This window comes from Paenibacillus sp. JGP012 (assembly GCF_014203995.1).
Lineage (GTDB): Bacteria > Bacillota > Bacilli > Paenibacillales > Paenibacillaceae > Paenibacillus > Paenibacillus silvae.
The window spans coordinates 58,098-80,788 of record NZ_JACHKG010000005.1; the positions used below are offsets into that span (position 1 = coordinate 58,098).

Annotated in this window: 23 protein-coding genes and 1 tRNA gene; 5 read left to right on the top strand and 19 right to left on the bottom strand. The window is 48.8% G+C overall.

Translation table 11 applies throughout. From position 1 onward, the window contains the following. Nucleotides 1–169 precede the first annotated feature (169 nt). Nucleotides 170–949, bottom strand: coding sequence for a class I SAM-dependent methyltransferase (locus HNR77_RS08475; protein ID WP_184182509.1), 780 nt, complete (start codon nucleotides 947–949; stop codon nucleotides 170–172). Between the two features lie 875 nt (nucleotides 950–1,824). On the opposite strand from HNR77_RS08475, the gene HNR77_RS08480 reads away from it, so the two are divergent. After that, nucleotides 1,825–2,070, top strand: a complete 246-nt coding sequence (locus tag HNR77_RS08480) for a hypothetical protein (RefSeq protein WP_221443759.1) — start codon at nucleotides 1,825–1,827, stop codon at nucleotides 2,068–2,070. Nucleotides 2,071–2,110: 40 nt separating this feature from the next. Here the strand turns inward: HNR77_RS08480 and HNR77_RS08485 are convergent. Continuing rightward, nucleotides 2,111–2,184 (bottom strand) — tRNA-Arg (locus tag HNR77_RS08485). A 324-nt stretch (nucleotides 2,185–2,508) separates the two neighbouring features. On the opposite strand from HNR77_RS08485, the gene HNR77_RS08490 reads away from it, so the two are divergent. Further along, nucleotides 2,509–2,802, top strand: coding sequence for a magnetosome magnetite crystal formation protein family (locus HNR77_RS08490; RefSeq protein WP_184182513.1), 294 nt, complete (start codon nucleotides 2,509–2,511; stop codon nucleotides 2,800–2,802). Nucleotides 2,803–3,197: 395 nt separating this feature from the next. On the opposite strand, the gene HNR77_RS08495 is transcribed toward HNR77_RS08490, so the two are convergent. Continuing rightward, nucleotides 3,198–3,554, bottom strand: coding sequence for a hypothetical protein (locus HNR77_RS08495; RefSeq protein WP_110898921.1), 357 nt, complete (start codon nucleotides 3,552–3,554; stop codon nucleotides 3,198–3,200). Nucleotides 3,555–3,629: 75 nt separating this feature from the next. Further along, entirely contained in the window at nucleotides 3,630–3,929 is a 300-nt protein-coding gene (locus HNR77_RS08500; RefSeq protein WP_184182515.1) for a hypothetical protein, read from the bottom strand. Between the two features lie 194 nt (nucleotides 3,930–4,123). Here HNR77_RS08500 and asnB point away from each other — a divergent pair, with 194 nt between their 5' ends. Beyond that, nucleotides 4,124–5,968 (top strand): asparagine synthase (glutamine-hydrolyzing), encoded by a 1,845-nt coding sequence (gene asnB / locus HNR77_RS08505; RefSeq protein ID WP_184182517.1) that lies wholly within the window; start codon nucleotides 4,124–4,126, stop codon nucleotides 5,966–5,968. On the opposite strand, the gene HNR77_RS08510 is transcribed toward asnB, so the two are convergent. The 10 genes from HNR77_RS08510 to HNR77_RS08555 all read right to left on the bottom strand — a co-directional run bounded on the left by HNR77_RS08510 (nucleotide 5,958) and on the right by HNR77_RS08555 (nucleotide 16,239). Beyond that, nucleotides 5,958–6,152, bottom strand: a complete 195-nt coding sequence (locus tag HNR77_RS08510; protein WP_184182519.1) for a hypothetical protein — start codon at nucleotides 6,150–6,152, stop codon at nucleotides 5,958–5,960. The two genes, asnB and HNR77_RS08510, sit on opposite strands and share 11 nt — an antisense overlap. A gap of 48 nt (nucleotides 6,153–6,200) precedes the next feature. Then, nucleotides 6,201–7,898, bottom strand: a complete 1,698-nt coding sequence (locus HNR77_RS08515) for a methyl-accepting chemotaxis protein (protein WP_184182521.1) — start codon at nucleotides 7,896–7,898, stop codon at nucleotides 6,201–6,203. A gap of 323 nt (nucleotides 7,899–8,221) precedes the next feature. Further along, nucleotides 8,222–9,085 carry an STM4011 family radical SAM protein gene (locus HNR77_RS08520; RefSeq protein WP_184182523.1) on the bottom strand — a complete coding sequence of 288 codons (864 nt, stop codon included), beginning with the start codon at nucleotides 9,083–9,085 and terminating at the stop codon, nucleotides 8,222–8,224. After that, nucleotides 9,082–10,446, bottom strand: a complete 1,365-nt coding sequence (locus tag HNR77_RS08525; RefSeq protein ID WP_184183117.1) for an STM4012 family radical SAM protein — start codon at nucleotides 10,444–10,446, stop codon at nucleotides 9,082–9,084. The genes HNR77_RS08520 and HNR77_RS08525 overlap by 4 nt, the downstream gene beginning before the upstream one ends. A gap of 33 nt (nucleotides 10,447–10,479) precedes the next feature. Further along, nucleotides 10,480–11,265 carry an STM4013/SEN3800 family hydrolase gene (locus HNR77_RS08530; RefSeq protein ID WP_184182525.1) on the bottom strand — a complete coding sequence of 262 codons (786 nt, stop codon included), beginning with the start codon at nucleotides 11,263–11,265 and terminating at the stop codon, nucleotides 10,480–10,482. Beyond that, nucleotides 11,258–12,469 (bottom strand): STM4014 family protein, encoded by a 1,212-nt coding sequence (locus tag HNR77_RS08535; RefSeq protein WP_184182527.1) that lies wholly within the window; start codon nucleotides 12,467–12,469, stop codon nucleotides 11,258–11,260. Before HNR77_RS08535 ends, HNR77_RS08530 begins: the two co-directional genes overlap by 8 nt. A 3-nt stretch (nucleotides 12,470–12,472) precedes the next feature. Continuing rightward, nucleotides 12,473–13,315, bottom strand: a complete 843-nt coding sequence (locus HNR77_RS08540) for an STM4015 family protein (RefSeq protein WP_184182530.1) — start codon at nucleotides 13,313–13,315, stop codon at nucleotides 12,473–12,475. 369 nt (nucleotides 13,316–13,684) lie between these two features. Then, the gene (locus HNR77_RS08545) at nucleotides 13,685–14,308 is read right to left on the bottom strand and encodes an XTP/dITP diphosphatase (protein WP_184182533.1); all 624 of its coding nucleotides are present in this window, start codon (nucleotides 14,306–14,308) and stop codon (nucleotides 13,685–13,687) included. 1 nt (nucleotide 14,309) lies between these two features. Further along, nucleotides 14,310–15,065: a ribonuclease PH gene (gene rph, locus HNR77_RS08550; protein WP_110898930.1), complete on the bottom strand. Its 756-nt coding sequence runs from the start codon at nucleotides 15,063–15,065 to the stop codon at nucleotides 14,310–14,312. A 118-nt stretch (nucleotides 15,066–15,183) separates the two neighbouring features. Continuing rightward, nucleotides 15,184–16,239, bottom strand: coding sequence for a GerMN domain-containing protein (locus tag HNR77_RS08555; RefSeq protein ID WP_184182536.1), 1,056 nt, complete (start codon nucleotides 16,237–16,239; stop codon nucleotides 15,184–15,186). A gap of 426 nt (nucleotides 16,240–16,665) precedes the next feature. Between HNR77_RS08555 and HNR77_RS08560 the strand changes: the two genes are divergently transcribed. Next, entirely contained in the window at nucleotides 16,666–17,232 is a 567-nt protein-coding gene (locus tag HNR77_RS08560; RefSeq protein ID WP_184182539.1) for a phosphatidylglycerophosphatase A family protein, read from the top strand. Between the two features lie 222 nt (nucleotides 17,233–17,454). On the opposite strand, the gene HNR77_RS08565 is transcribed toward HNR77_RS08560, so the two are convergent. The 5 genes from HNR77_RS08565 to HNR77_RS08585 all read right to left on the bottom strand — a co-directional run bounded on the left by HNR77_RS08565 (nucleotide 17,455) and on the right by HNR77_RS08585 (nucleotide 21,627). Next, nucleotides 17,455–18,108 (bottom strand): ferric reductase-like transmembrane domain-containing protein, encoded by a 654-nt coding sequence (locus tag HNR77_RS08565; RefSeq protein ID WP_184182542.1) that lies wholly within the window; start codon nucleotides 18,106–18,108, stop codon nucleotides 17,455–17,457. A gap of 36 nt (nucleotides 18,109–18,144) precedes the next feature. Beyond that, nucleotides 18,145–19,194 (bottom strand): FAD:protein FMN transferase, encoded by a 1,050-nt coding sequence (locus HNR77_RS08570; RefSeq protein ID WP_184182545.1) that lies wholly within the window; start codon nucleotides 19,192–19,194, stop codon nucleotides 18,145–18,147. Continuing rightward, on the bottom strand, nucleotides 19,191–19,601 hold the full coding sequence (locus HNR77_RS08575) for a hypothetical protein (protein WP_184182547.1): 411 nt from the start codon (nucleotides 19,599–19,601) through the stop codon (nucleotides 19,191–19,193). Before HNR77_RS08575 ends, HNR77_RS08570 begins: the two co-directional genes overlap by 4 nt. 247 nt (nucleotides 19,602–19,848) lie before the next feature. After that, complete coding sequence (locus HNR77_RS08580) at nucleotides 19,849–20,844, bottom strand: MBL fold metallo-hydrolase (RefSeq protein WP_184182550.1); 996 nt, start codon at nucleotides 20,842–20,844, stop codon at nucleotides 19,849–19,851. A gap of 36 nt (nucleotides 20,845–20,880) precedes the next feature. Then, nucleotides 20,881–21,627, bottom strand: a complete 747-nt coding sequence (locus HNR77_RS08585; RefSeq protein ID WP_184182553.1) for a class I SAM-dependent methyltransferase — start codon at nucleotides 21,625–21,627, stop codon at nucleotides 20,881–20,883. A gap of 177 nt (nucleotides 21,628–21,804) precedes the next feature. Between HNR77_RS08585 and HNR77_RS08590 the strand changes: the two genes are divergently transcribed. Continuing rightward, complete coding sequence (locus HNR77_RS08590) at nucleotides 21,805–22,680, top strand: DUF72 domain-containing protein (protein WP_184182555.1); 876 nt, start codon at nucleotides 21,805–21,807, stop codon at nucleotides 22,678–22,680. Nucleotides 22,681–22,691 lie beyond the last annotated feature (11 nt).

Genomic DNA, 22,691 nt, shown 5'->3' on the forward strand with positions numbered 1-22,691 from the left:
TCAAAATATGGGGTGGGGACAAGGAAAAACCATGCATCTCTGAACGAGATAAACGCATGGTCTTGAGTGAGTTTTATTCGACTTAAAACATTCTTACGGTAGGGTGAGAAGTGGTACAGACATTCCTTTTCCTATAGTTTAAAATTCATATAACAAAGTTTTTTGATTATTAAATTTGATTATCCGGCTTGAATGCTTCAATACGCAGTCGTTTGTAATCTGCATAAATCGCATCATTTTTCCACAGCTTAGGTCTGACGATTTCGCTAATTTCCTGACACCATTCCTTCACCTGCTCGGGGTTAAACCCCTTAAAATAATCATCTCCAAAATGAGTCAGCCAGCCTGCAATTCCATCCTCACCATCTGCCAATTTAGTAGGACGATCGTAGTGATAGGCCTGACGAACCATAAATCCCCTGTCCTCTAAAATACGGCTGTACTGCCCAATGGTCGGAAAATACCAAGGATTACGCTCCGCTGCGTTAATGCCTGTATGTCGCTCCAACACCTCTTCTACTGCTTTCACGATGATCTGCACGTTCCCCTGACCGCCAAATTCGGCTACAAATCGTCCTCCCGGCTTCAAGGCTTGCCATACACAGTCTACAACGTTGCGGGAATTACGCATCCAGTGTAGAGCAGCATTCGAAAACACAGCATCATATGCTCGTTCTGTATGAAAGTGCTCACCATCCGCCTCCATAAACTCCAGTTGCGGGAACTTTTGCTTTGCCCGGGCAATCATATCCGAGGAAGCATCCATACCCGTCACCTCTGCTCCCAAAAGAGAAATCTCATGCGTTAAATCTCCGGTTCCGCAACCGAGATCGAGAATGTACTCACCCGCTTGGGGACGCAGCCAGGAAATCAGACTTTTTCCATACTCCGATACAAAAGCCAGTTGATTGTCGTAGTCCTCGGCCTGCCACTGATTAATTGATTTCATCTGCTCCACCGTCGCTTTCGCTGTTGATATATATATTGTGGCACAATTCATCTTATTGTTTAAATATATATAATCTATCTATTTTATAGGAAAAATCAATTAAGCGGAGCCGGGCATCTATTCTTCTGAATGCATGCTAGAAACTGGATGTCACTGTTAGTCAGCTATTTGGCAGCTATTACGGTGACTAGCTTGGAATTGTTCTTCCGTTAAAGCCCGCCGTTGTTGCATTCGGCGCAGGCATTATCTTGCTGCCAGATTTTTCGCTGGAAGAGTAAAACCGGGTACCGTGTTGGGCGGGCTTCTTCTACGAGGCATGGTGACTCGGGGCGGATGCAGTTCCTTTTGGGGGAATGATGACCTGGGGCGATTGCACTTCCTTCTGCGGGAGATGGCGACATGGCTTGGTTGCACTACCACCTTCTGCGGGAAATGGTGACATGGCTTGGTTGCACTTCCTTCTGCGGGAGATGGTGACCTGGCTCGGCTGCACTACCACCTTCTGCGGGAAATGGTGACCTGGGGCGGCGTAACTTCTAACACTTTGTGCTCATTCAACTTACTTTGTAAATACAGTGTTAGTTCTTATCCTGTTCCTTACGCATCACTCGCCCCCCTCCGTTCACATTTGTAATTCTAACGAATCGAAACAACCTTATTATAGTGAATTTAAGCATTTTCCAATTCTAACGATTCGAGGAAACGCTATTTAGGCTAATTGGTACGAAAAAGGGCATAAAACTCGTGAAATAGATGAAATAAGCTTTCTACGATTCGTTAGATTTTTAGAATGCAATAAAAGAGGCAAATAACGCTTCTCTGAATCGTTAAAATTTGGATGTGACGTTGGTAGTGATGATGGTTGCGATGGTGCGATGGTTGTGACGATGGTGATGATTGCGATGATGGTGATGATTGTGTTGGCGGTGCTGGTGATGCTTGTGTTGGCGGTGCTGGTTGCGCTAAAGGTTACGCTGAACTCACTGCGCGCTCCTCTCACGATCAAGCTTGTCCATCTGGACTCACGTCCCAGGAGGGATACTCGTCTTGCAGGCGAGACTGCGATGCCCTTCCTCACGAAGCCGATGCTTCGGCGAACCCTCGGGGTTCTCATCCCCTGAACGCAAAAAGAAGCTTCCCGAAGGATGCTTCTCTTCATGACGTCCCAGGAGGGATTCGAACCCCCGACCGACGGCTTAGAAGGCCGTTGCTCTATCCTGCTGAGCTACTGAGACAAGTATGTATAACAAAAATGCGGAACGTTCTCTATTATACTCCGATTTCTATATTTTTCAATAGTTTTATTAAAAATTAATAATGCATCCACTAAACACCCTGCGCCGTATAGTATGCATACTGCTATCTAAAGCCGAATAGGCTATTGGTTTTGAGGTAATAGTAATAACACTCTTCCGCGGGAAGCTTATCCAAAACCTTGCACCCAAATTCACCATCATCAATAGGGTACCGGCACCGCTCCCACTTATTCAACTTACCACTTGAAGGGTAATTGGTTTGCATACATACATTTCAGAGTTCTATTGAAGGAGAGATTTTCTATGAGACAACTTTTATCATCATTATCCTATTTCAGCATTTTCTTTGCACCTTTTCTATTTCCCATCATTGTTTGGATTGTTGCGCGGGATGAATACATCGCAGGACATGCAAAGCGCGCACTTCTCTCCCATGTATTCCCATTTCTCGCTGCGATTCCGCTACTGTATTTCCTTGTGACTTCCCAAAGCGTGGGATCAGCTGTCGGTTTTGTTGTTTTGTTCTTTGTCATCTATGGCCTCAGCTTTGTGTACAATATCGTAAAAGGCATTCAGGTTCTGCGTGAATACTATTGATCCTGCAGCAGTGAATATCTCATCTCATTTCATCTCATCTGCTCAGCAATTCACTCACATATGATCCGAATGCTGACAAAATGACAACACCCCCGCCGTACCCGGCGGGGGTGTGTTTGTTTAGGCGCCTACCACAATTAAAACTTCACCCTACTTAGGGTGTGTCTTGAAACCCATCGAAGTGCATCTTTTACCACCCTTTTCGCCCCCTGCTGCGACACTTTTCCTTGACATGCCCCGGAAAGTCTGCGATAAATCTGCTGGCTTGGAACAAAAATTGTGCAAAATCCGCTTCCTCCGTTCTTAGTTTTCAGACACGCCCTGATCTAATCAGGTTCGGTCCACCCTAACGCTACCTCTAATTCACTCACTAACAGTAACTTATTCTTTCTCCCTCACGCTTGACCGATCAGATACCGCTGAAGTGTGGGGCCAAGCAAACCAAAAGCAAACAGGTTACTTTGAAACTGCGCCTTGTCCTCCTCGGCTGTGATACCTTCACTATTTTCAAACGCTGTATCTGTCGCATCTTCAAAAGCCGTATGCATGTTATTGTTATACCAGTCAATCGCTGCATCCGAGTGATTGCGTACAATGCGCACCACCTGAAGCTCATTCCCCGGCTGGGTTGAAGCAACATATACAAGTAATGACGGATCTCCCGCGTTGCCAGGCTGCACTTCCACCTCTGCACAAGATAATCCATCCACTTCCGTTAATCTGCGTATTTTAGCATCCTGAATGGCGTACATCGTCATCTCTCTCCTTTTGTTCTGATCAATTGCTTCATTGCTTCGTTGCAGTTCCAGTCATGTTGCCCGCTCTGTTCATGTCGTTTGTTCAATTTGTTGCCGGGTCTCCGCTGTGCCTAGCCGGTAAATCTCTCGATATACTTGCTGCAAAACCGCCTCATACGCACGGTTCACATCATGTTCTGGCGTGTCCGGCCACGGAAATACCATCCCGGGAAAGGCTTCTTCTTCCTTTTCCTGCATAAGATAAAGCAATCCCAGTAAATGCTCGGCTTCCTGCGGTGTAGCTTGAATCACCCATTCATAGGATGATGCAGACGAATCCGGTATAACCGAGCGGCCTATGACAGACACGTAATAATTGATCCTGTCCATTGCATGCTCTCTCCTTCACAGGCAGCTTGAGGCTGATATCCCTAGATGTAGTTTCCGAAGAGGACAGACATTTTATGCCTGCATTCGGCATATATTTGTTACGACTTCTGACGAAAAATACAACATTTGCTAGCTGCTCTCGACGCTTGGCAGCATACGGATGAACGACTCGACCAAGAAAGGATGAACTAACCATGTGCGGTATAACCGGCTTCGTGCAGTGGAATCGGGATTTGACACAGGAATCGGAGCTGCTGGTCCGGATGACGGATAGCTTATCGAACCGCGGGCCCGATGCTTCAGGTACGTGGATTTCCAACCCTTGTGCTTTTGGACACCGCCGCCTTAGCGTAATGGACCCGGAGAACGGGGCACAGCCCATGCATGCATTACAAGGAGATACCTCCTATACCGTTGTGTATAACGGAGAACTATACAATGCACCCGAGTTGAAGAAAGAGCTTCTTCAGCGTGGGCATCACTTTCGTACCCAGTGTGACACCGAAGTGCTTCTTGCCTCATATATCGAATGGGGACCTGTGTGCGTTGAAAAGTTTAACGGAATTTTTGCTTTTGCCATATGGGATGGCGGGCGCGAGCAGGTTTTCATTGCTCGTGACCGTCTAGGGGTCAAACCTCTATTTTACAGCCATGGAAAGGAAGCCCTTATTTTTGGTTCCGAGCCCAAAGCGCTGCTCCTTCATCCGGATGTAGAGGCCGCCGTAGGTCCGGAAGGGCTGGCAGAGGTATTTATCGTAGGTCCTGCACGAACACCGGGACACGGCGTATATTCCTCACTTCATGAGTTAAAACCCGCTCACGCGATGATTTACAGCCGTAATGGCATCAAAACGTATGCCTATTGGAAGCTCGAATCCGTCAACCATGAACACAACCTGGAGGAGACTGCCGCTGAAGTGCGCCGCTTGTTACAGGATACGCTGGAGCGCCAGTTAGCCTCCGATGTTCCGGTATGCTCTCTTTTATCCGGCGGCCTTGATTCCAGCGCCCTGTCTGCATTGGCAGTTGATTATTATAACCGGACAGGGCAAGGTCAAGTCAGCACATATTCCGTTGATTATGTTGATAACGCCAAGCACTTTCAAGCGCATTCCTTTCAGCCCGGTGCAGACGGTCCATGGATTCAACGGATGGTGGATGAGCTAAAAACCGATCATCACTGGATCGAGATTGAGAACGCGGAGCTTGTTCATGCACTGAATCAGGCTATGCTGGTACGAGACTTGCCGGGTATGGCAGACGTGGATTCATCACTTTATTTATTCTGCAAGGAGATTAAAAAAGGAGCAACCGTCGCCATTTCCGGCGAGGCCGCAGATGAAGTATTTGGCGGTTATCCATGGTTCCACCGGGATGAAATGCTGAACTCCGGCACATTTCCTTGGTCCGTAGCACCTGATATGAGGGCCGGATTATTATCTCCGGAAATTCGAGACTGGATTAAACCACTGGACTATCTGGCTGACCGGTATTCGGATGCCGTTGCCGAAGTTCCTTTACTGGATGGAGAGACAGGCAAAACAGCACAGATGCGCGTGATGTCTTATTTGAATATTACGCGTTTTATGCCGACATTGCTCGATCGCAAAGACCGGATGAGTATGGGGGCAGGTCTGGAAGTGCGTGTCCCTTACTGTGACCATCGGCTGATCCAGTACGTGTTTAACATTCCCTGGGAAATGAAAATTACGGGCGGACGAGAGAAGGGCATTTTGCGAAAAGCACTTGAAGGCGTGCTGCCTGATGATGTGTTATATCGTAAAAAGAGTCCATATCCCAAAACTCATAATCCTCAGTATCTCGCAGCAGTTAAACAGCAGGTACTTGATATTCTGGATGATCCAGCATCGCCTATTTTGCCGTTAATCGACAAAGTACAGATTCGAAATCTGGCCTCTTCACCTGAAGCCTCTTCTAATCTGCCATGGTTTGGACAATTAATGTCAGGACCACAGCTATTTGCTTATTTGACCCAGATCAATGGATGGTTAAAAACATATAACGTAGCTATTCGTTAATTTCACTGGAGCGCGTATCGATCTTCTCAATTATTGCATTATCTATCTTCTCAATTATTGCATTATCTATCTTTTCAATCATCGCATTATCTATCTTCTCAATCATCGCATCCTGTACATCTTTTGCATCTTGAACGGGTAAAAACAAAGATGCCCTTACACCATCAACACGGTGTAGGGGCATTTCTGTACATACTTGAATGATGAGACTTTAGGAGAACTTTACCAAACTTTACGAGACTTTAAATCGAGCAACCGACTGCTGTAACATTTCAGCCATAGATGAAAGATCATTGGCAGCCGAAGCAATCTCCTGCATTGCAGATAACTGCTCTTCACTCGTCGCACTGACTTCCTCCGTGCCTGCAGCCGCATTCTCCGTTACCTCCATGATCGACTTCATGGATGCATTGATCTGCTCTACACCTGCATTCATCTGTTCAATTGAAGCGGAGACCTCCTGGGTCTGCCCGGCCACACCGCTAACTGCGTTGCGAATATTTTCGAAAGTGCCCCCTGCTTGATGCACCAACTGAATACCTTCCGCAACCTCGGATGACACCATGCTCATGGATTGCGCAGCATTTCTCATCCCCGTCTCAATGGAGGAGACCAGCGTCACAATTTCCCCGGCAGATTGCGCCGATTGCTCTGACAGTTTGCGAACTTCTGTCGCAACAACCTGAAATCCTCGCCCGTGTTCACCTGCTCTTGCTGCTTCAATTGCTGCATTCAGCGATAACAGATTGGTTTGCGCCGAAATTTCAGAGATGGTATCGACCATTTTCACAATATCAGCGGAATGTTTACTCAGTTCCTCAATAACTGCAGCAAGACCAGATACTGTCGTTTGAATGGAATTCATCTGTCCAACCGCTGAACGTATAGACTCACTGCCAGAGATCGTTTGAGCGGAGGCCTCTGAAGCTTTCTCGGACACAAGGTTTGTATTCTCGGCTACCTGCTGAAATCCGATTGCGAGTTCATTCATCGTCTGGAAGCCTTCGCTGACCATACGGACCTGCGCATCCATGCCTGTTGCGATTTCCTCCATCGTCTTGGCTACCTGCTCCGTAGCAGTGGCCGTCTGCTCTGTGCTTGCCGTCAGTTCTTCAGAAGAAGCTGCCACACGTTCCGCACCATCACCGACCTGATGAATTAGCGTGCGCAAATTACTGGACATCGTATTAAATGCCAGTGCCATTTCGCCAATCTCGTCCTTGTTGCGGACAACAAGCGGCTCTCCTGTTAGATCCCCGTCTGCAATTTGACTCGCCGCACGGGCAACAGACTGAACCGGTTTGGAGATGATTCGGCCAATAATGAGGGCAATGGCTAAACCAATGAGGATCGCAATGATGCCTATAACGCTGATCCAACGCAGCACATTGGCGGTTTGCACATTGGCTGCTGCAATGCCTTCATCCATCGCTTTCTGCTGATGACTCTCCATGGAATCTACAATGGCTTCAAATTCACTAATTATCTTCGGTCCGGTTCCTTCCATAAGGCGTGAGAGTTCCTCTGTATTGCCTTGTTGAGTCAAAGACATAATATTTTTAGCAAAATCATAATACTTGCCCATCATCTCGTCGGATTTAGCTAAATGTTCTTTCATCGTCGAGCTTGTAACGGTTGATTTCAATTCTTCACTCAAGTTTATGTAATCTTCATAAGCCTTTTGAAAAGCATCCTCATTCTTCTGACCAGGCTGCATAATATAGTTTCTCAAAGCAACTTGTTGTGATTTCAGGTCAATTGACATGTTTTTGATCTTCAGCAGCTTGCTTGTTCGGTCATTAATTAAATTGGTATACGTTCTCTCCAAACTTACAAATTGAAAATAGGATATAGCCGTAACCGCTACCAATAGCAATAGTACAGATGAAAATCCGATCAGCAACTTTTGACTAATAGATACTCTTTTCACGTTGATTCCTCCCGAAATTCAATAAAAGTATGTAAATTGTAAGTTTGCGTATCCAACCCTCCTCCATTTAAGTCTAAAGACCTATAAAAAGATGTGGTTCATATAATAAACATGCATATTATCTTTAAAACAGGTCTTTATTACTAATCAATACTAACCCAAAAAGAACTAAATTTGAAACAGAAAATAAATAATTTACACTAAAAATATGTCAAGGCCTATTTAATTGTATGAATCTCTTATGTAAAAATAAAAAAACACCTTTCAGTAAGAGCTTGTACACAAACCTTTCGGTTTGCAACAAACATCGCTGAAAGATGAATTTATTGATGAATAAAAGCCGGGTTACGTTCAAGCAGCCCTGTGCCAAATGTATCTCTGAACGGAGAATCCTGCATATGAATATAGCCGATATAACACCCGCATTTTTTCATACCGCAAGGTCGTTCTGCTGACAAGGCCTGCAAGCCATCACGATAGAGATGACCAATAATGCGGCGATCCTTGTAGCATCTTTTTACATGTCCCGAGCCCTGAACATAAAAAACGTCCGAGCCTGCGGCACATCGTTTGCCCAAGCTGTCATAGTCTTGCAAATTGCCTTCAAACAGCGGGTCAATCCCGCGAAGAAACTGAATTTCGTCCGGCGTATAATACTTGGGCCGATCCTTGAACGCATTAATCCACATATACACATCATCCGGCAAAGCCTTCCTCATGGATTCGATCGCCGGAAACGCACTGCGCAGCCCTACCGTACCTACACTAAAAGACAGGCCCATCTCCCGTAAAGTCATGCATTGATTGACAAAAGAACTCTCCTTCGTCTCTCTGGGATGATAAGTTGCCCAGAATGCCGCTTTATCTACATGCAGCTCACGTGCCCAATCCAGTTTGACCGACAGATTCGTTTGAACAGCCACCTTCTCCACATGGGGCATATGGGACAATTCGACCATCGCTTCCCGGTACCATCGCCGTACCAAGGCCTCTCCGTAGGGATTAAAAAAGATCGAGAAACGATGACCCTCTCGCTCCTGTTCTCTCACCCAGTCTACAAACTGTCGAAGCTGCTGCTGATCTATAGCTAACGTTTCTTTGGAATCCACCGTTTTGCTGAACGGGCAATAAGGACAATCATAATTGCAGGAAGACAACTTTCCCCGATAATACAACGTTGCTCTCATGAGAAAACAAATCCTTCCATCTGCTCCCGAATGTCCGCAGAAATCAGCCAATCCCCGATGGCATCGGAGTAACCAAGTCCGTTCTCTGTCAAACGAAGCACTCGCTCACAAGCATCCATCTCCAAACATGCCATATCCTCTTCGAGTAGTTCCATCAACCACGGGTAATTAGACATTACATCTGTCCCAAAGCGTTCCTGGTAAGCAGACAGCATCAGTCCCTCCCGGTGAAGCAGCGCTTTTAAAATAAAACGGCGTCTCTGCTCTTCGAGGCTTAACACAATGCCATAATCCGCTACATCATAACGTTCCGAGTTAACATAATCGGCAATAATGCTCTGTGTCGCTTTGTAGGTTACGCCATACTTGGAAGCATAGTGCACCTTGCTTGTATAGGAGCGCGCGCCACATCCAAGACCGACCATGCCCTCTTCCTGACAGCTGTAGGGAAGCAATGCTTTGGCAGAAGATTGCTGTTTTGCAAATCGCCGCATGGAATACTGCGTATAGCCTTTGCTTTTTAACAGCTCACGCGCGGCCTTGTACAGCTCCATACGAATATCAGGTCCCTGACGCTGAATATCTTCAGGCTTTACAATGGTATTTTCTCTTGTGTACAAAGGATAAATAAAAATCTCACCCGGCTCGTAAGCCAACACTCGTTCAAGTGAATACGCCCATGACTCCACCGTTTGACCAGGCAGTCCGTAGATCAGATCCAGATTCAATAGTGGAAAATCATGGCGAGTCAGCTTCTCCAGCGCCCGTTCTACCTCCTGCGGTTTTTGCGGACGATAGATCGCAGATGCCTCTGCCTCAATAAAGCTCTGAATGCCCATGCTGACCCGATCCACTCGCCGCTCCTTCAAAATGCTTAACTTGCCATCCGTTACCGTGTCTGGTGATGTCTCCACCGAGATCGACGCCTGCTCCGGGTCGAGCCCCATAATCTGTTCAGCAATATCAAACAGGCGGCTGAGCTGTACCTCATTCAGTAATGTTGGTGTTCCTCCACCAATAGCAAATCTTGAATAAGGTCTGCGTGATGTAATGGGTGCCCACTGCTTTGCTTGACGTTCAAGTGCGTCCACATATTGCTCGTGGCTGTCCTGCCGCTTGTCCGGCAAAGTGAACAGATTGCAGAATCCGCAGCGAGCGGCACAAAAGGGAATATGCATGTACAAGAAATAGGTTTCGGTATCCTCCTTCTCCCACAATGACTGCAGCGGGATTGGCGGCTGCAGCTCCCGATATGCGGTCTTGTGTGGATAGGAGTAAAGATAGGAACGATAAGGGAATGTCAGCACGTCACGCAGACTTGACGCCGGATCAGTACCAGACTGTGCAGATCTTGTAGCCATTCGCTCGGAATAATCACTCACCCGGCTTCCTCCTTATAAAATAAATTCACGGTACGGCACGGTCCAGACCACATCATGTGCAAGCCGATGTCCGTGGTACCCATCTTCGCCATAAGCTGTACCATGATCCGAAAAAGCCAGACAGAACGTCGGCCGCTCACGCTCTCTCATCGCTTCGAACAAAGGCCCTAATGCCTTGTCCACATATCGCAAAGCAGCTCGCTGAGTCTCTACCGAGTCCTCTCGTGCTCCCTCAACATAATAATGATTAGGCCCGTGTATAGCGGACACATTCATAAACAGAAACAGCTTCTCGTCCGGTGCTGTCTGATCAAGCAGTTTTAATGCATGGTTCACCTGGTTCTCTGTGGACCTTGGATTGGTTACACCGAAATTCATTCGCCAGTAACTTTGCTGGAAATAACCAGGCAGCACCTTGGCAAGAGCATTCTTTTTCGTAAAAAAAATAACTCCGCCAATACAGATCGTACGGTACCCTTCTGCGGCAAAGCCCGACACGATATCCGGTGTATCAAACAGCCACGTATGAGGGTGCGTCTTCAGTCCCGTGTTCCGTGAATGGAACAGCCGGATATGAGATGCCTTGTCTGTATTGGCAGGTGTAGGCATAAAACCGCCAAAGAAAGCATGATGTGCAGCGTACGTAAAGCTCCCGGGGGTATGCCTCTTCTCCCAGGAACCTGAGCCACACAGATTCGGGCAATGCTGCTCCTCCAGCTTGGCGACGTCATAACGCAGCGTATCCAGTGTAATCATTAATATATCGTGGGAGCCCACAATGGTGTTCATATCAGGCATGTATTACAGGCTCCTCTCGCAAAAGCATCATTTCCCATTCATAAGCATTCAAGCCTTGATGCTGAACCCGGTACAGCAAATCTCCGAACGGATTCACATCCAGCACATAGGCTCGGGGATTCATCCCACCTGTAAGCATCACGTCGATTCCAGCGGACCATGAATCAGGAAAGGTCATCATCGCACTTTGCGCTGCCTGCTGAATCATCGACATGTAGTGCTCACTCAGACCTGCATCGGCTGGCAGCATCCGCTCGTTGCGCAAATGCAAATTGGTTATCGGCGTGCGACTCAGACGCATGACGGCGTGACCGGCCTGTCCTGCCACGACAAGTTGCCGAATGTCATAAACCCGTTGATTCAGTGTTGCTTTCGGCATCCATCGTTCGATCTGAGCGCCTTCGGCACAGAGCCAGTCCATGAGAATCCGGATTTCGTCATGGCTCGTATACTTTTGGAGTTTCCCTTCATTGTAAAAAACAGTCCGGCCCTGAACCGTCTCCATGCCCACCGTAGTTGTTGCGATCTCCGCTCCCGTCCGCGGATTCAGCTGGTAAGCAACAACCCCGGAAGCACCCGAGCCGTAGGCAAGCTTGACAAACACCCGATGCATGCGCGAGTCATCCATCGCCGCACGCAGCGTCTCCGAGCATGTGACTGGCTGTGAGGACGGCAATAACGGCGGTACTGAAATCCCATGTTGTACCAGATGCCGCTGACATGCTCTTTTGTCAAACATCAGACCAATCTCTGCAGGGTCATTCCAGAAACGCACATCCGGCCACAGTTCCCGCGCCTCCAGCCTGATCCGCTCCAGACAAACCTTCCAGCCGCGAAACCATTGAGCAGGGGCGTAAATTCTGCCCCACTGCTGCTCCAATGCAAGACAGGCTTCGGCAGACAAGCTCTCCCCAAAAGGCTCATTACCCCATATCTTATTGTCCATGGCCCCCAGATGTAAAAGCCCACGCTCCACTTGCCAGTCTTCGCCCGGAGCATCCAGTCGAATCAACGGAGAAGCATCGATGGGGATCAACTTCGCAAGCTCGGCCAGAGTACCGCCCTGTCTCCAGGTCCGAAGCAGCTCCTCATATGACAACACCATAGCCGGGCTCATGCCCATTCGTTTCCTGGCCTCCTGCAGCCCCACCGTCCGCCGATTGTCCGGATTGCCAATCAATAACAAAGGCTGTTCATCAGACATGAATTATTCCGTAATCATCGGGAAGCGCCAGTCATCCTCATCACTTTCCTGCTGATCACTGACATTCACCGGGATGCCGGACTGTTCCCAACGAGCCATCATTTCGTCCGACATATAGTGATAACTCAGGTTGAGGTGTTTCAGCTGTTTAATCCTCTCACTGGCTAGCAGTGCCTCTGCACCTTCATCGGATAAGGTTCCCTCGGAGAGATCAAGCACCTGAATCTGGTCGAGAATCGGTGCATTTGCAGCCGCCTTGGCAATCTCATCCTGAATCTCGCTGTTCTTTAATCCGAGGTACTCCAGTTTGGGGAAACGTCCCTTTTCCAGCAATGGCAGCACATCGTCAATCGAACCATTGAATCCATAATCCTCAACCCCCAAATACAGCTCAAGCTTGCGCAGTTCAGGCAGCTCGGCTGCAGCAATGGAGTTTAATACGACCTTGGGCAGTCCCCCGCAGATGATAATCAACTCTTCAAGCTTGCCATGCTTCAGGGGTTCCAGTTCCAAACCGCTGCTTCCCTGGATTACAAAAGAGGTCAGATTCGGGAAAGCTTGTACTAAGGGCGCAAGATTCGTCTGCACGATCCAGGAAATCTCACACTCCTCGGATTCCATATCACCGATGAACAGCTGCTTCAAAGCAGGGAAGCTCGATGCATGCTCAATCAGCGTATCCTGGAATTCCATCGGTGAATTTTCATAAGCTTGCCCCCAATCTCCAATGATCAGGCTTTCCAGCGATGCCGCTTCCGGTTTCGACGCCAATTCCCGAATCAACGTCTCCATTCGCCCCCCTTCTTCATAATCATCGTAAGACACCACCAGCTTCACTTCCTGCATGCCAAATCCCTCCCGTTTATGGTTCCATAATCATTTGCTATTTTGAATGTTAACCCATACCCGGCCTGGCTTGCAACTTCTTCCAACCCCAGTCCCAGTGCGCTTCTCAATCATGCAAAAGACCTTATTCTTCATATAGGAAAAAGAACGCATGTTCCCTTTTATAACTTTACTGAATCAGTCCTTCTATTTAGGTATATTGAAGCATGACATGTCACACATTTCGTTACAATGAATGAATACCAACAACAGAATAACGCACAAAAAAGACGCCGACGAAAAGCAGCTCAGTCACGGATCGATCTCCATGAATGAAAATGTATTTTCGTCAACGTCTCGTTATAATTATGAATTTGTCTCTTATCCCTGTTAGGCTTCCAAACGGGACACAAGCGCTCGCAGCGCATGGCCCCGATGACTGATCGCCTGTTTTTGCTCCAGCGTAAGCTCGGCCATCGTCATCTCATATTCCGGCACATAGAAGAGAGGATCATAACCGAAGCCGCCTTCACCTGCTGCGTCAGCCGTAATCCAGCCTTCAGCCGCTCCTTCAGCTTCAACCTTGTCACCGGTTGCGGGATCATACAGCACAAGTGCACACACAAATCGTGCTGTGCTCAGCAGCGGCGGCTGTGTATCCTCGCCTGCTTTCAGCTTGGCAAGCGCATCAAGCAGCTTGGCGTTGTTCTGTGCGTCGGTTGCGCCTTCCCCCGCATAACGTGCCGAATACACCCCCGGCTCACCGTTCAGCAGATCAACGCAAAGCCCTGAATCGTCTGCCAGAACGGGCAGCCCGAGCGCATCACCAACCGCTTTTGCTTTTTTCCACGCGTTCTCGGCAAATGTCAGACCGTCTTCCACAACATCCGGCAGCTCCGGATAGTCGAACATGCTTTTGACCTCTTTTCCCAGCGGCGCAAAGGCATGTGCAAATTCACGCACTTTCCCTGCATTTCGAGTGGCAACAACGATAACCCGGCTATCCAGGTTCATCTTATGCCTCTCCTAATCCGCGGGAGCCGATTTTGAGCGCAATCGGTCCAAGCACTTCCTTTTGACGCTCGATCATCTCCAATATTCCCTGCTCACCAAGCTCCAGCATCGCATTCAGTTCACGGCGGTCAAATGGCGCTTCCTCACCTGTGCCCTGAAGCTCCACGTACTTACCGCTGCCCGTCATTACCAGGTTCATATCGACCTTGGCTTTCGAGTCCTCATCATAGTTCAGGTCCAGCACCGGCTGTTCGCCCACAACGCCTACACTTACGGAAGCCAGGAAGTCCGTAATCGGGAATACCTGCAGCTTGTGCTGCTGCGCAATTTTGTTCACCGCCAGTGCCAAAGCGACAAAGGAGCCCGTAATTGACGTTGTACGAGTGCCTCCATCCGCCTGAATAACATCACAGTCCAGCGTAATGGTGCGCTCTCCGAGTGCCTGCAAATTCACTACAGATCGCAAAGCGCGACCGATCAGACGCTGAATTTCCATCGTACGTCCTGTCAATTTCCCCCGATTGGCTTCACGCTGGTTTCGGGTATGTGTAGCCCGAGGAAGCATCGAATATTCTGCTGTGACCCAGCCTTTGCCTTGACCTTTCATGAAGGGAGGAACCCGCTCCTCCACGGTTGCTGTGCAGATTACCTTTGTATCACCGACTTCAATCAATACAGAGCCCTCGGCGTATTTATTCGTGTTAATTGTTAAATTCATCGGGCGCAGCTGCTCGCTAGTTCGTCCGTTAGATCTCATATTTTCTGCCTCCTACGACTTAAGCATCCTGTAATGTTGAACTTGTTCTCTCTAACAACAATCCTTTATATTTTACCAAAGAGTTCGTTTAAAAGCACCCTTGTGCCGCTCATATCCGTTAAATCGGGATTTCGTTAATATATTCCGGCTTGGACACAGGCGCACTGTAGTCCCGGTTATCATCGCCTTTGACTGTTTTCTGTCCGTTCCACTCAATCTGTACCTTGGCATCTTTGCTTGCGGTATTCTCTGTCGTCGTCAGGACAACGGACTGCAGCAGTTCACTTGGCACGATGTCCCCTTCGGTAAACATATCATCCTTGAGCGCAACCGTCACCGTACCATCCTCAGACGTTTTTACCGATTGCAGCTCGGTGCCGCCTGTCATCACTTCCTCCAGCTCTCCGCCCTTGGCTGGTCCCTTGATCAGCTCGTTCAAGGCCGCCTGCACGCGGTCTCCACCCGGCGTTACGAGACGTGTAACCGGAACATAATATTGAACACCCGCAGGGGAAGCAGCTGAAAAATAAACCGTCACCGGACTGCTGTTCGTCGTAAAGGTATCCCCCAGATCCAGGTTGATGCCGACTGCACGGTTCAGCGGCTCTGGCAGCGGTGTGCTGTTCACGGGCATCTGGCTCAGCTTTTTGCCATCGACCCAAATCTGCACGTTGTTGACATCCGGCGTGCCGGTAAGCGTCCATGTGATAGCTTCCAGCATTTTACGTTCATCTTTGGCGTCATATTTGGCAAAGTTACCCGAGAACTCTACAACAGCGAGCTTGTCGTCCGCATGGAGTGTTACATTCTGTACAACTGTACCTTGGGGCAGCACACCCTTGAAGCCTTCAGGCAGCATTCCAGCGTAGGCTCCGCCCGTAACCAGCGTATCCAGTGCAGTCTTCGGACTGCTTACATCCGTTCCAGACGGAAGTGTTAATGAAACGGGCGCAAGAAGTCCCTGCTGGTCCTGCAAATATACCGTCGTCAGCGGAAGCGTGGCCAGTTTTCCATTTCCTTCTGCAGCCTGGATCATGGCGGCTTCCTGAATACGCGGCGGCGGATCAATCGCTTCCGAAGACTGGGCACCAAACATCCCGCAGCCAGTTAATACAACAGGAATACTCAACAATGCTGCTGCTGATGCCTTACGCAAAGACGGGATCTTTCTCATGATCACGTTCCCCCTCATCATTTTTACAGTTTGTACTACCATGTATACGAGCCTTTGGTCAAAAAATAACTACTTTTTGCACAAGCCCTGCTGGACCTGACGATCTGCATATGATACAAACATAAAAGCAACGCAATCTGGTTAATGACGTATGTAGGTAATAAACGTATTTCTATATAAATTGAACGATTTTTTTACACGTTAACGGAGAGGACAGAAAAAACCTGGAAAAGCGGAGCGGTCGCCTGAAAGCTTTCTGTAAGAAAGCTACATCGGAAGCATACGCTTATAACCGGATTTTCCCTTTAAAAAAGGAAATCAAAAAAATCTGGGGATAACAGCGATTGGAAGGTTATTCTGTCATCGGAGTGTTCCCGTGTAAACCTCTTCGTTCAATTTATATCAACATCAGAGGAGGATTCGCCCATGGAACATCCGGAGCAGGAAAAAATCCCTTACAGTCTCAACAGCCGCAAGGTTGCAGAAGCGACAAGGGAATGGTTGCACAAGCGGGGCGTCACGATCCTGGAGATCGCAGAACTGGTTATGCTGCTGCAGAAAAAGTATTACCCTGGACTGACGATGGAAGAATGCATCGAGAATGTGGAGATGGTCCTGAAGAAACGTGAGGTACAGAACGCTGTCCTGACAGGCATTCAGCTTGATCTGCTGGCTGAGCAGGGACAATTGATCTCCCCATTGCAAGAGATGATTGAGAATGATGAAGGTTTGTACGGTGTGGATGAAATTCTGGCCTTTTCGATTGTGAATGTATACGGAAGCATTGGCTTCACGAATTACGGATATGTGGACAAGCTGAAGCCCGGTGTGCTGGAACGGTTAAATGACATAAGTCTTGGACCTGTGCATACCTTCCTTGATGATATTGTAGGTGCTATCGCGTCAGCTGCCAGCAGCCGAATTGCCCACCGCAAGCAGTCCGAGATGGAAGAGGCCATGGGAGAGAAGCCTGTCAGCGACGATAAAATATAACATGAACACGGATAGCTTCGGGTTACATGGATCGATTGCATTTCGCATCCATACATATCAGCCTTATCTGTGTTTAAGGTAAAACAGTCAAAAAAGCGGCCCAACTCGGCCGCTTTTTCAATATCATTTTCCTGAATTATGCTGAACCACTAAACCTATGACTATAGTATTCCATTAAACCTATTTTAAATGAACACACGGATCAATGGACAACGCATTGACCTATTTAAACTGCTCCTGTCCCGCAGGTACAGCCAGTGCACGGGCTTCCGCCCATTTACGCTCCGTCATCAATTCGGATGTTGTCTGTTTCGGTCCGATCGTGATTTCCGGTCCTTTCCGCTCCCGCAGCAAGCCGCGTAATACCGTAATGCCCACAATGCTGAGTCCGGTAAATACATACATCAAACGAATGATAATATTCTCTGAATCACTTCCCGTCACCAGGCCATGAATCAATAAACCTGCGAACACCGGATAGGATAACATATGGAACATGAACCACCATTTGCGTCCCAGTTTGCCCCGCAGATCACTGGACAACAGTACGATCAACAGACCGTAGAAAGCTAATGTGCCGAGTCCACTGCCCACCGGGTGAACCGAGGCGGTAAAAGGAATCAATAGCTCGCTCCAGGTGAACGGACTATAATGATCAATAACTAATGTAAGTGCGTGTATGATGCCAAGCCCGAAGGCAAGCCAGGTTGTCCGTGTGTGCCACTGGAACATCACGGCTTTGGGTTTGCCCTTTGCCATAGGCATGCCTTGAGCAATACCTAGAAATACACCCACAAAAAGAAACAAATATGCCGCAATGCCGCTAATCCGAATGATACTCCACGTCGGCAGGTAATCTACGATCCACTGTGCCATAACCGGCTCCCCCAAATCCATTAGACTTGTAATCCTCTATATCAGACTGAAACGGTGATCCGGGTCAAAACCGGGCCAACATTCCGCTAGTGTTGCTGTATTGCCTCTAAAATAGACAGAACCCTCTCTTGTCATCCAGAGAACATCGTGCCGGTCATAATGACGATTAAGCCATTTTACCGCCTCTCCGCTGCCCAGGATACATACCGTTTTGGCAATAATCTCACACTGGGATGCATGCTTTCCGACAACGGTGCATTGCAGAATGTCTGTGTCCGCAGGCTCCATCGTACGGGGATCAATTAAATGATGCGCTGCACGTCCGTTGTTATCCTGCCATTGTCTCCGGGTTATGCCGGATGTAGCTACGGCTCCGTTCCGAAGCCGAACCTCCCCGGATATGCCTTGCTCCTGTGTAAACGGATCGGTTACCTCAAGAATCCACCTAGAATGATCAGACGTTCCCCATACCTGAATATCACCGCCTGCATTGATCATACCCGCAGCAATCTTCATCTTTTTCTGCAGCCAGTCTGCAATACGTTCTACAGCCCAGCCTTTCACGATTCCACCGAGGTCAAGCTCTGTTCCCGGGTCCAGATGCACCATCCGACTGCCCTCACGCTGTATCCAGGTGGGACGACTGTAGTCGAACGGATCTTGTTCACTGCTGTCCGCCTTCGTTTCTCTTCCATGGACCAGATAATCCCGTTCCGTCAAAGGCTGATAAGATGCCCTCTCCTGTATTTTCTCAAAGCTTGCATGATATCCCGACAAACGAAGAGCCTGTGAGATGCCTGGCTGAAAAATGCCTTCTGTCTGCCCAATATATCCGTAAGCCAGACTAAGCACTTCATCCATTGCTGCCGATATGGGCATCCACCCGCTGCTGTTATTGAGACGATTCAGTTCACTGTCAGCTACAAAGCGGCTGAAGCGCTGCTCCTGCGTCTCAAACCAGTTTTTCACCAGAGATGCTGCATGTTCGGCCCGCTCGCGATCTGCACAGAGCTGCATCTCAACGCTTGTGTTCATCGCCTGAAACCGAAAACGGATGGCACGATAGACCTGCTCTGTACGGCTCATGATGCACCTGTGCGTGAACGATAATTGCCACTGCTGCTGCTCCCGGAGTCGCTGCTCCGGTCACTTTGTCCGAATTGCTGGCTCCGCGAACCCGAGCTTCCACGATCCACGCGATCATCCGGCATCGTCCCGGATTGATCCGTCTGTTCCTGATTGGAGTCCGCCACATATCCATCTGTATTCCAGCTGTATGAATCTGTCGAATCCGGGGACCATTCATCCATGACATCGTCCCGTGAGTCCGTCTGCGTAGACGACATCACGCCTGTATCTGTACCATTAGCTGCCGCATATGCAGTATCAAAAGCATCCGAAGTTCTTACATATTGAAAGATTGCAGCCACAGTCAACGTAGCCGCCGCCGAAGCCTGCCATTTCCGCCATTTGTTTTGTTTACGCCTTGCCATCGCTCATCCCTGCTTTCTATAGCAAAGTTCATAGTTGTATGATAAAGTCGCTGGCTTAAAATAATCTGAATAAACGGTTAAGAGCGGCTAAAGCTTTTTTTTCTAAAGCATGGTTACAAAAAAAAGAGCGAGGATGCGTTAACATCCCCACTCCGGGTTATGATCGTATTTAATATGAAAAACAAGTGCTGTTATTCCCTTCGATCTGTATATGTTAAACTGAAGATTTTGCACAATCCACTTCGTTCTACTGATGATATTGGAAATAAATGATGCCGTCCGGCTTCTGTGCTTCTCTTGCCAGACCACGCCGGATTAGCTCCTGCAAGTGGGCCAGCGTCTCACTCATCGCAAAACGCAGCTGGTGTGTTCCCAGCCGATCGCCAAACAGATGCAGACAAATATCGTATGCGTGAGCCTGGCTCTCCTGCAACCGTTCCGACAGCTTTGCCAGACGTTCTTCATGATGTGCAAGCAGTTCTGTTGTACGTTCGGTAAAACGGGTAAACGGATTGCGGTGCCCCGGATAGGCTCGCTCCACCGTCAATGCATTCAAACGATTCAAACCTTGCATGTAGGACTGTAATGGCTCCGGGTCACTGCCTGGCTGCAGGCTGATATTGGGCGAAATCTGTGGCAGTACGGCATCCCCGCACAAGATTTCTCTCGATTCAGGTGCATAGAACGACAGATGTCCCGGGGCATGTCCCCCCGTCTCCACGGCAATCCACGCTTTCCCTCCCATATGCAGCGCCTGCCCATCTGCAATGAGTGTCACCTCGGGAAGCGGGGTAATCTGTGAGATGAATGTTCTCATATGCTCTTTGATTTCAACTGTTTTATATTCTGGCATGCCATGGATGCGATAATAATCAGGCAGCCTCTCGTCTATGCTCGCTTCGGGTCCCCACATATAATCCGCTTCCTGACGGGAGCGCGCCGACATCAGCACGGGCACACCAGTCATCTGCTGCATCCAGCCGGACAAGCCGAGGTGGTCCGGATGATGATGAGTCAGTACGATCTGGTGAATGTCCTGAAAGGTCAAGCCAAGTTCCGCTAATGCGTCATGCCACTCCTGCTCGGTCCCCGCTGTACGCGGTCCCGGATCAACAATGCTCACCTTGCCATCCGGCTCGGTTAAAATATAGCTGTTCACCCACCGCAGCGGAAAAGACATCGTGATTTGAATACGATGCATGCCCGCTGGCATTGATATGGTTTCATTACGTGTACGTTTCATCGTTATCCCCTGCCCTCTTCGTTAACGTGTAAAGATTTATTGCTCCGCAGGACGATGTCCAACAAAGATCATCCGTGGTGAAGTCTGCTCTTCGTATTGCTCTTCATCGTAGCCGCCATGCACCTGATCCACCCTGAGGCCTGCTTCATGAATCAACTCGCTGAGCTCCTCACATGAATAGAGCTTGACACTTTCCTTATAAATGCGCGGTTCAGCTGCTGCTGCAATGTCCGTGATCCGAATTTCCTTTTGCACAAAACCGTCCTGTATTCTGCGAAATTCCTCAATCCGCTGCCCTTCATCTTCACGAACCGAATGTGGGACCAGATGTTCCTTCACGTAAGCAGTATTGATAAAATCAATAATAAAGCGGCCGCCCGGCCGTAACATATGATGGATGGCATACAGCACCTTGAGCTGCTCCACATCCTCGGGAAAATATCCGAACGAAGTGAACAGGTTAACCACCGCGTCAAATCCACCTTCAAGCGGAACGCTGCGCATGTCGGCATGAACCCATCTGACCCGATGCTCTGTATCCAGCTCCCGTGCCTCCTGTAACAGAACATCCGACAAGTCGACCCCTGTCACCTGTAATCCGGCGTCCGCAAGGGCAAGAGAATGCCTGCCCATGCCGCAGCAAAGGTCAAGTACTTCTGCACCCGGGTGGAGCTTGAGCCAGTTAATCATTTTATGTACTTCCTCATAGGCACCTTGCACATCCCGGTGTTTGTATACGAGCAGATAATCTTCTCCAAAGCTCTTTTCGTACCATTCCGTCATGTAAACCTTCGACCTCCACGTCTGTGATGCATCATTTCAAGCTATTGTAACCGTTTATGTCCCAAACTCAAAATGACCGCCCCTCGTCTCATTGAATGCCCTCATAACGCACGATATAATGTTACACATGTCATACTCCTGCGAATCGGTTAAATATACACAACAGGAGGTGTTCCTATGATTCGTATCGGACTCACGGGGTGGGGCGATCATATTGACCTCTACCCGAACCGCACCAAAGCGAAGGACAAGCTGCATCTGTACAGCCAATTTTTCTCTACAGTAGAGGTGGACAGCTCCTTCTATGCCGTACAGCCTCGGGACCGGATGGCCCGCTGGGCAGCGGAGACACCCGAGTCGTTCTCATTTATCGTGAAGGCTTATCAGGGAATGACAGGACATCTGCGCGGCAAGCCATATTTCAACAGCACATCCGAGATGTACAAAGCATTTCGGGAATCACTGGAACCCATCATCGAGGCTGGTAAAATGCAAGCGGCCTTGTTTCAGTATCCCCCTTGGTTTGAATGCAACCGGGACAATGTGAATGAACTGCGGGAAGTGAAGCTGCGCATGGAGGGCATTCCGTGTGCGATTGAATTCCGGCACCAAAGCTGGTACGAGGAAAAATTCCGTGAACGCACGCTTGCTTTTCTGAAGGAGCAGGGCTGGATTCACAGCGTCTGTGACGAACCCCAGGCTGGGCCGGGTTCAATTCCCATCGTACCGATTGCCACCGATCCAAACATGACGCTGGTGCGCATGCATGGTCGTAATGTGTCAGGCTGGCATCAGAACGGGGCACCCAACTGGCGCGAGACACGGTATCTGTATCGGTACAATGAGCAGGAACTGCTGGAATGGAAAGGTTATCTGGAGCAGCTGCAGGCGCAGAGCGAAGATGTTTTTGTCATTTTCAACAACAACTCCGCCGGAGATGCCGCTGCCAATGCACAGATGATGATGGACCTGCTAGGTCAACCTGTCAAGCCTTTCCCTGACCGCACAGAGCCGGAGAAGGAAGAAGGCCCGGAGCAGCTGGAGTTATTTTAGATACTTCTGAA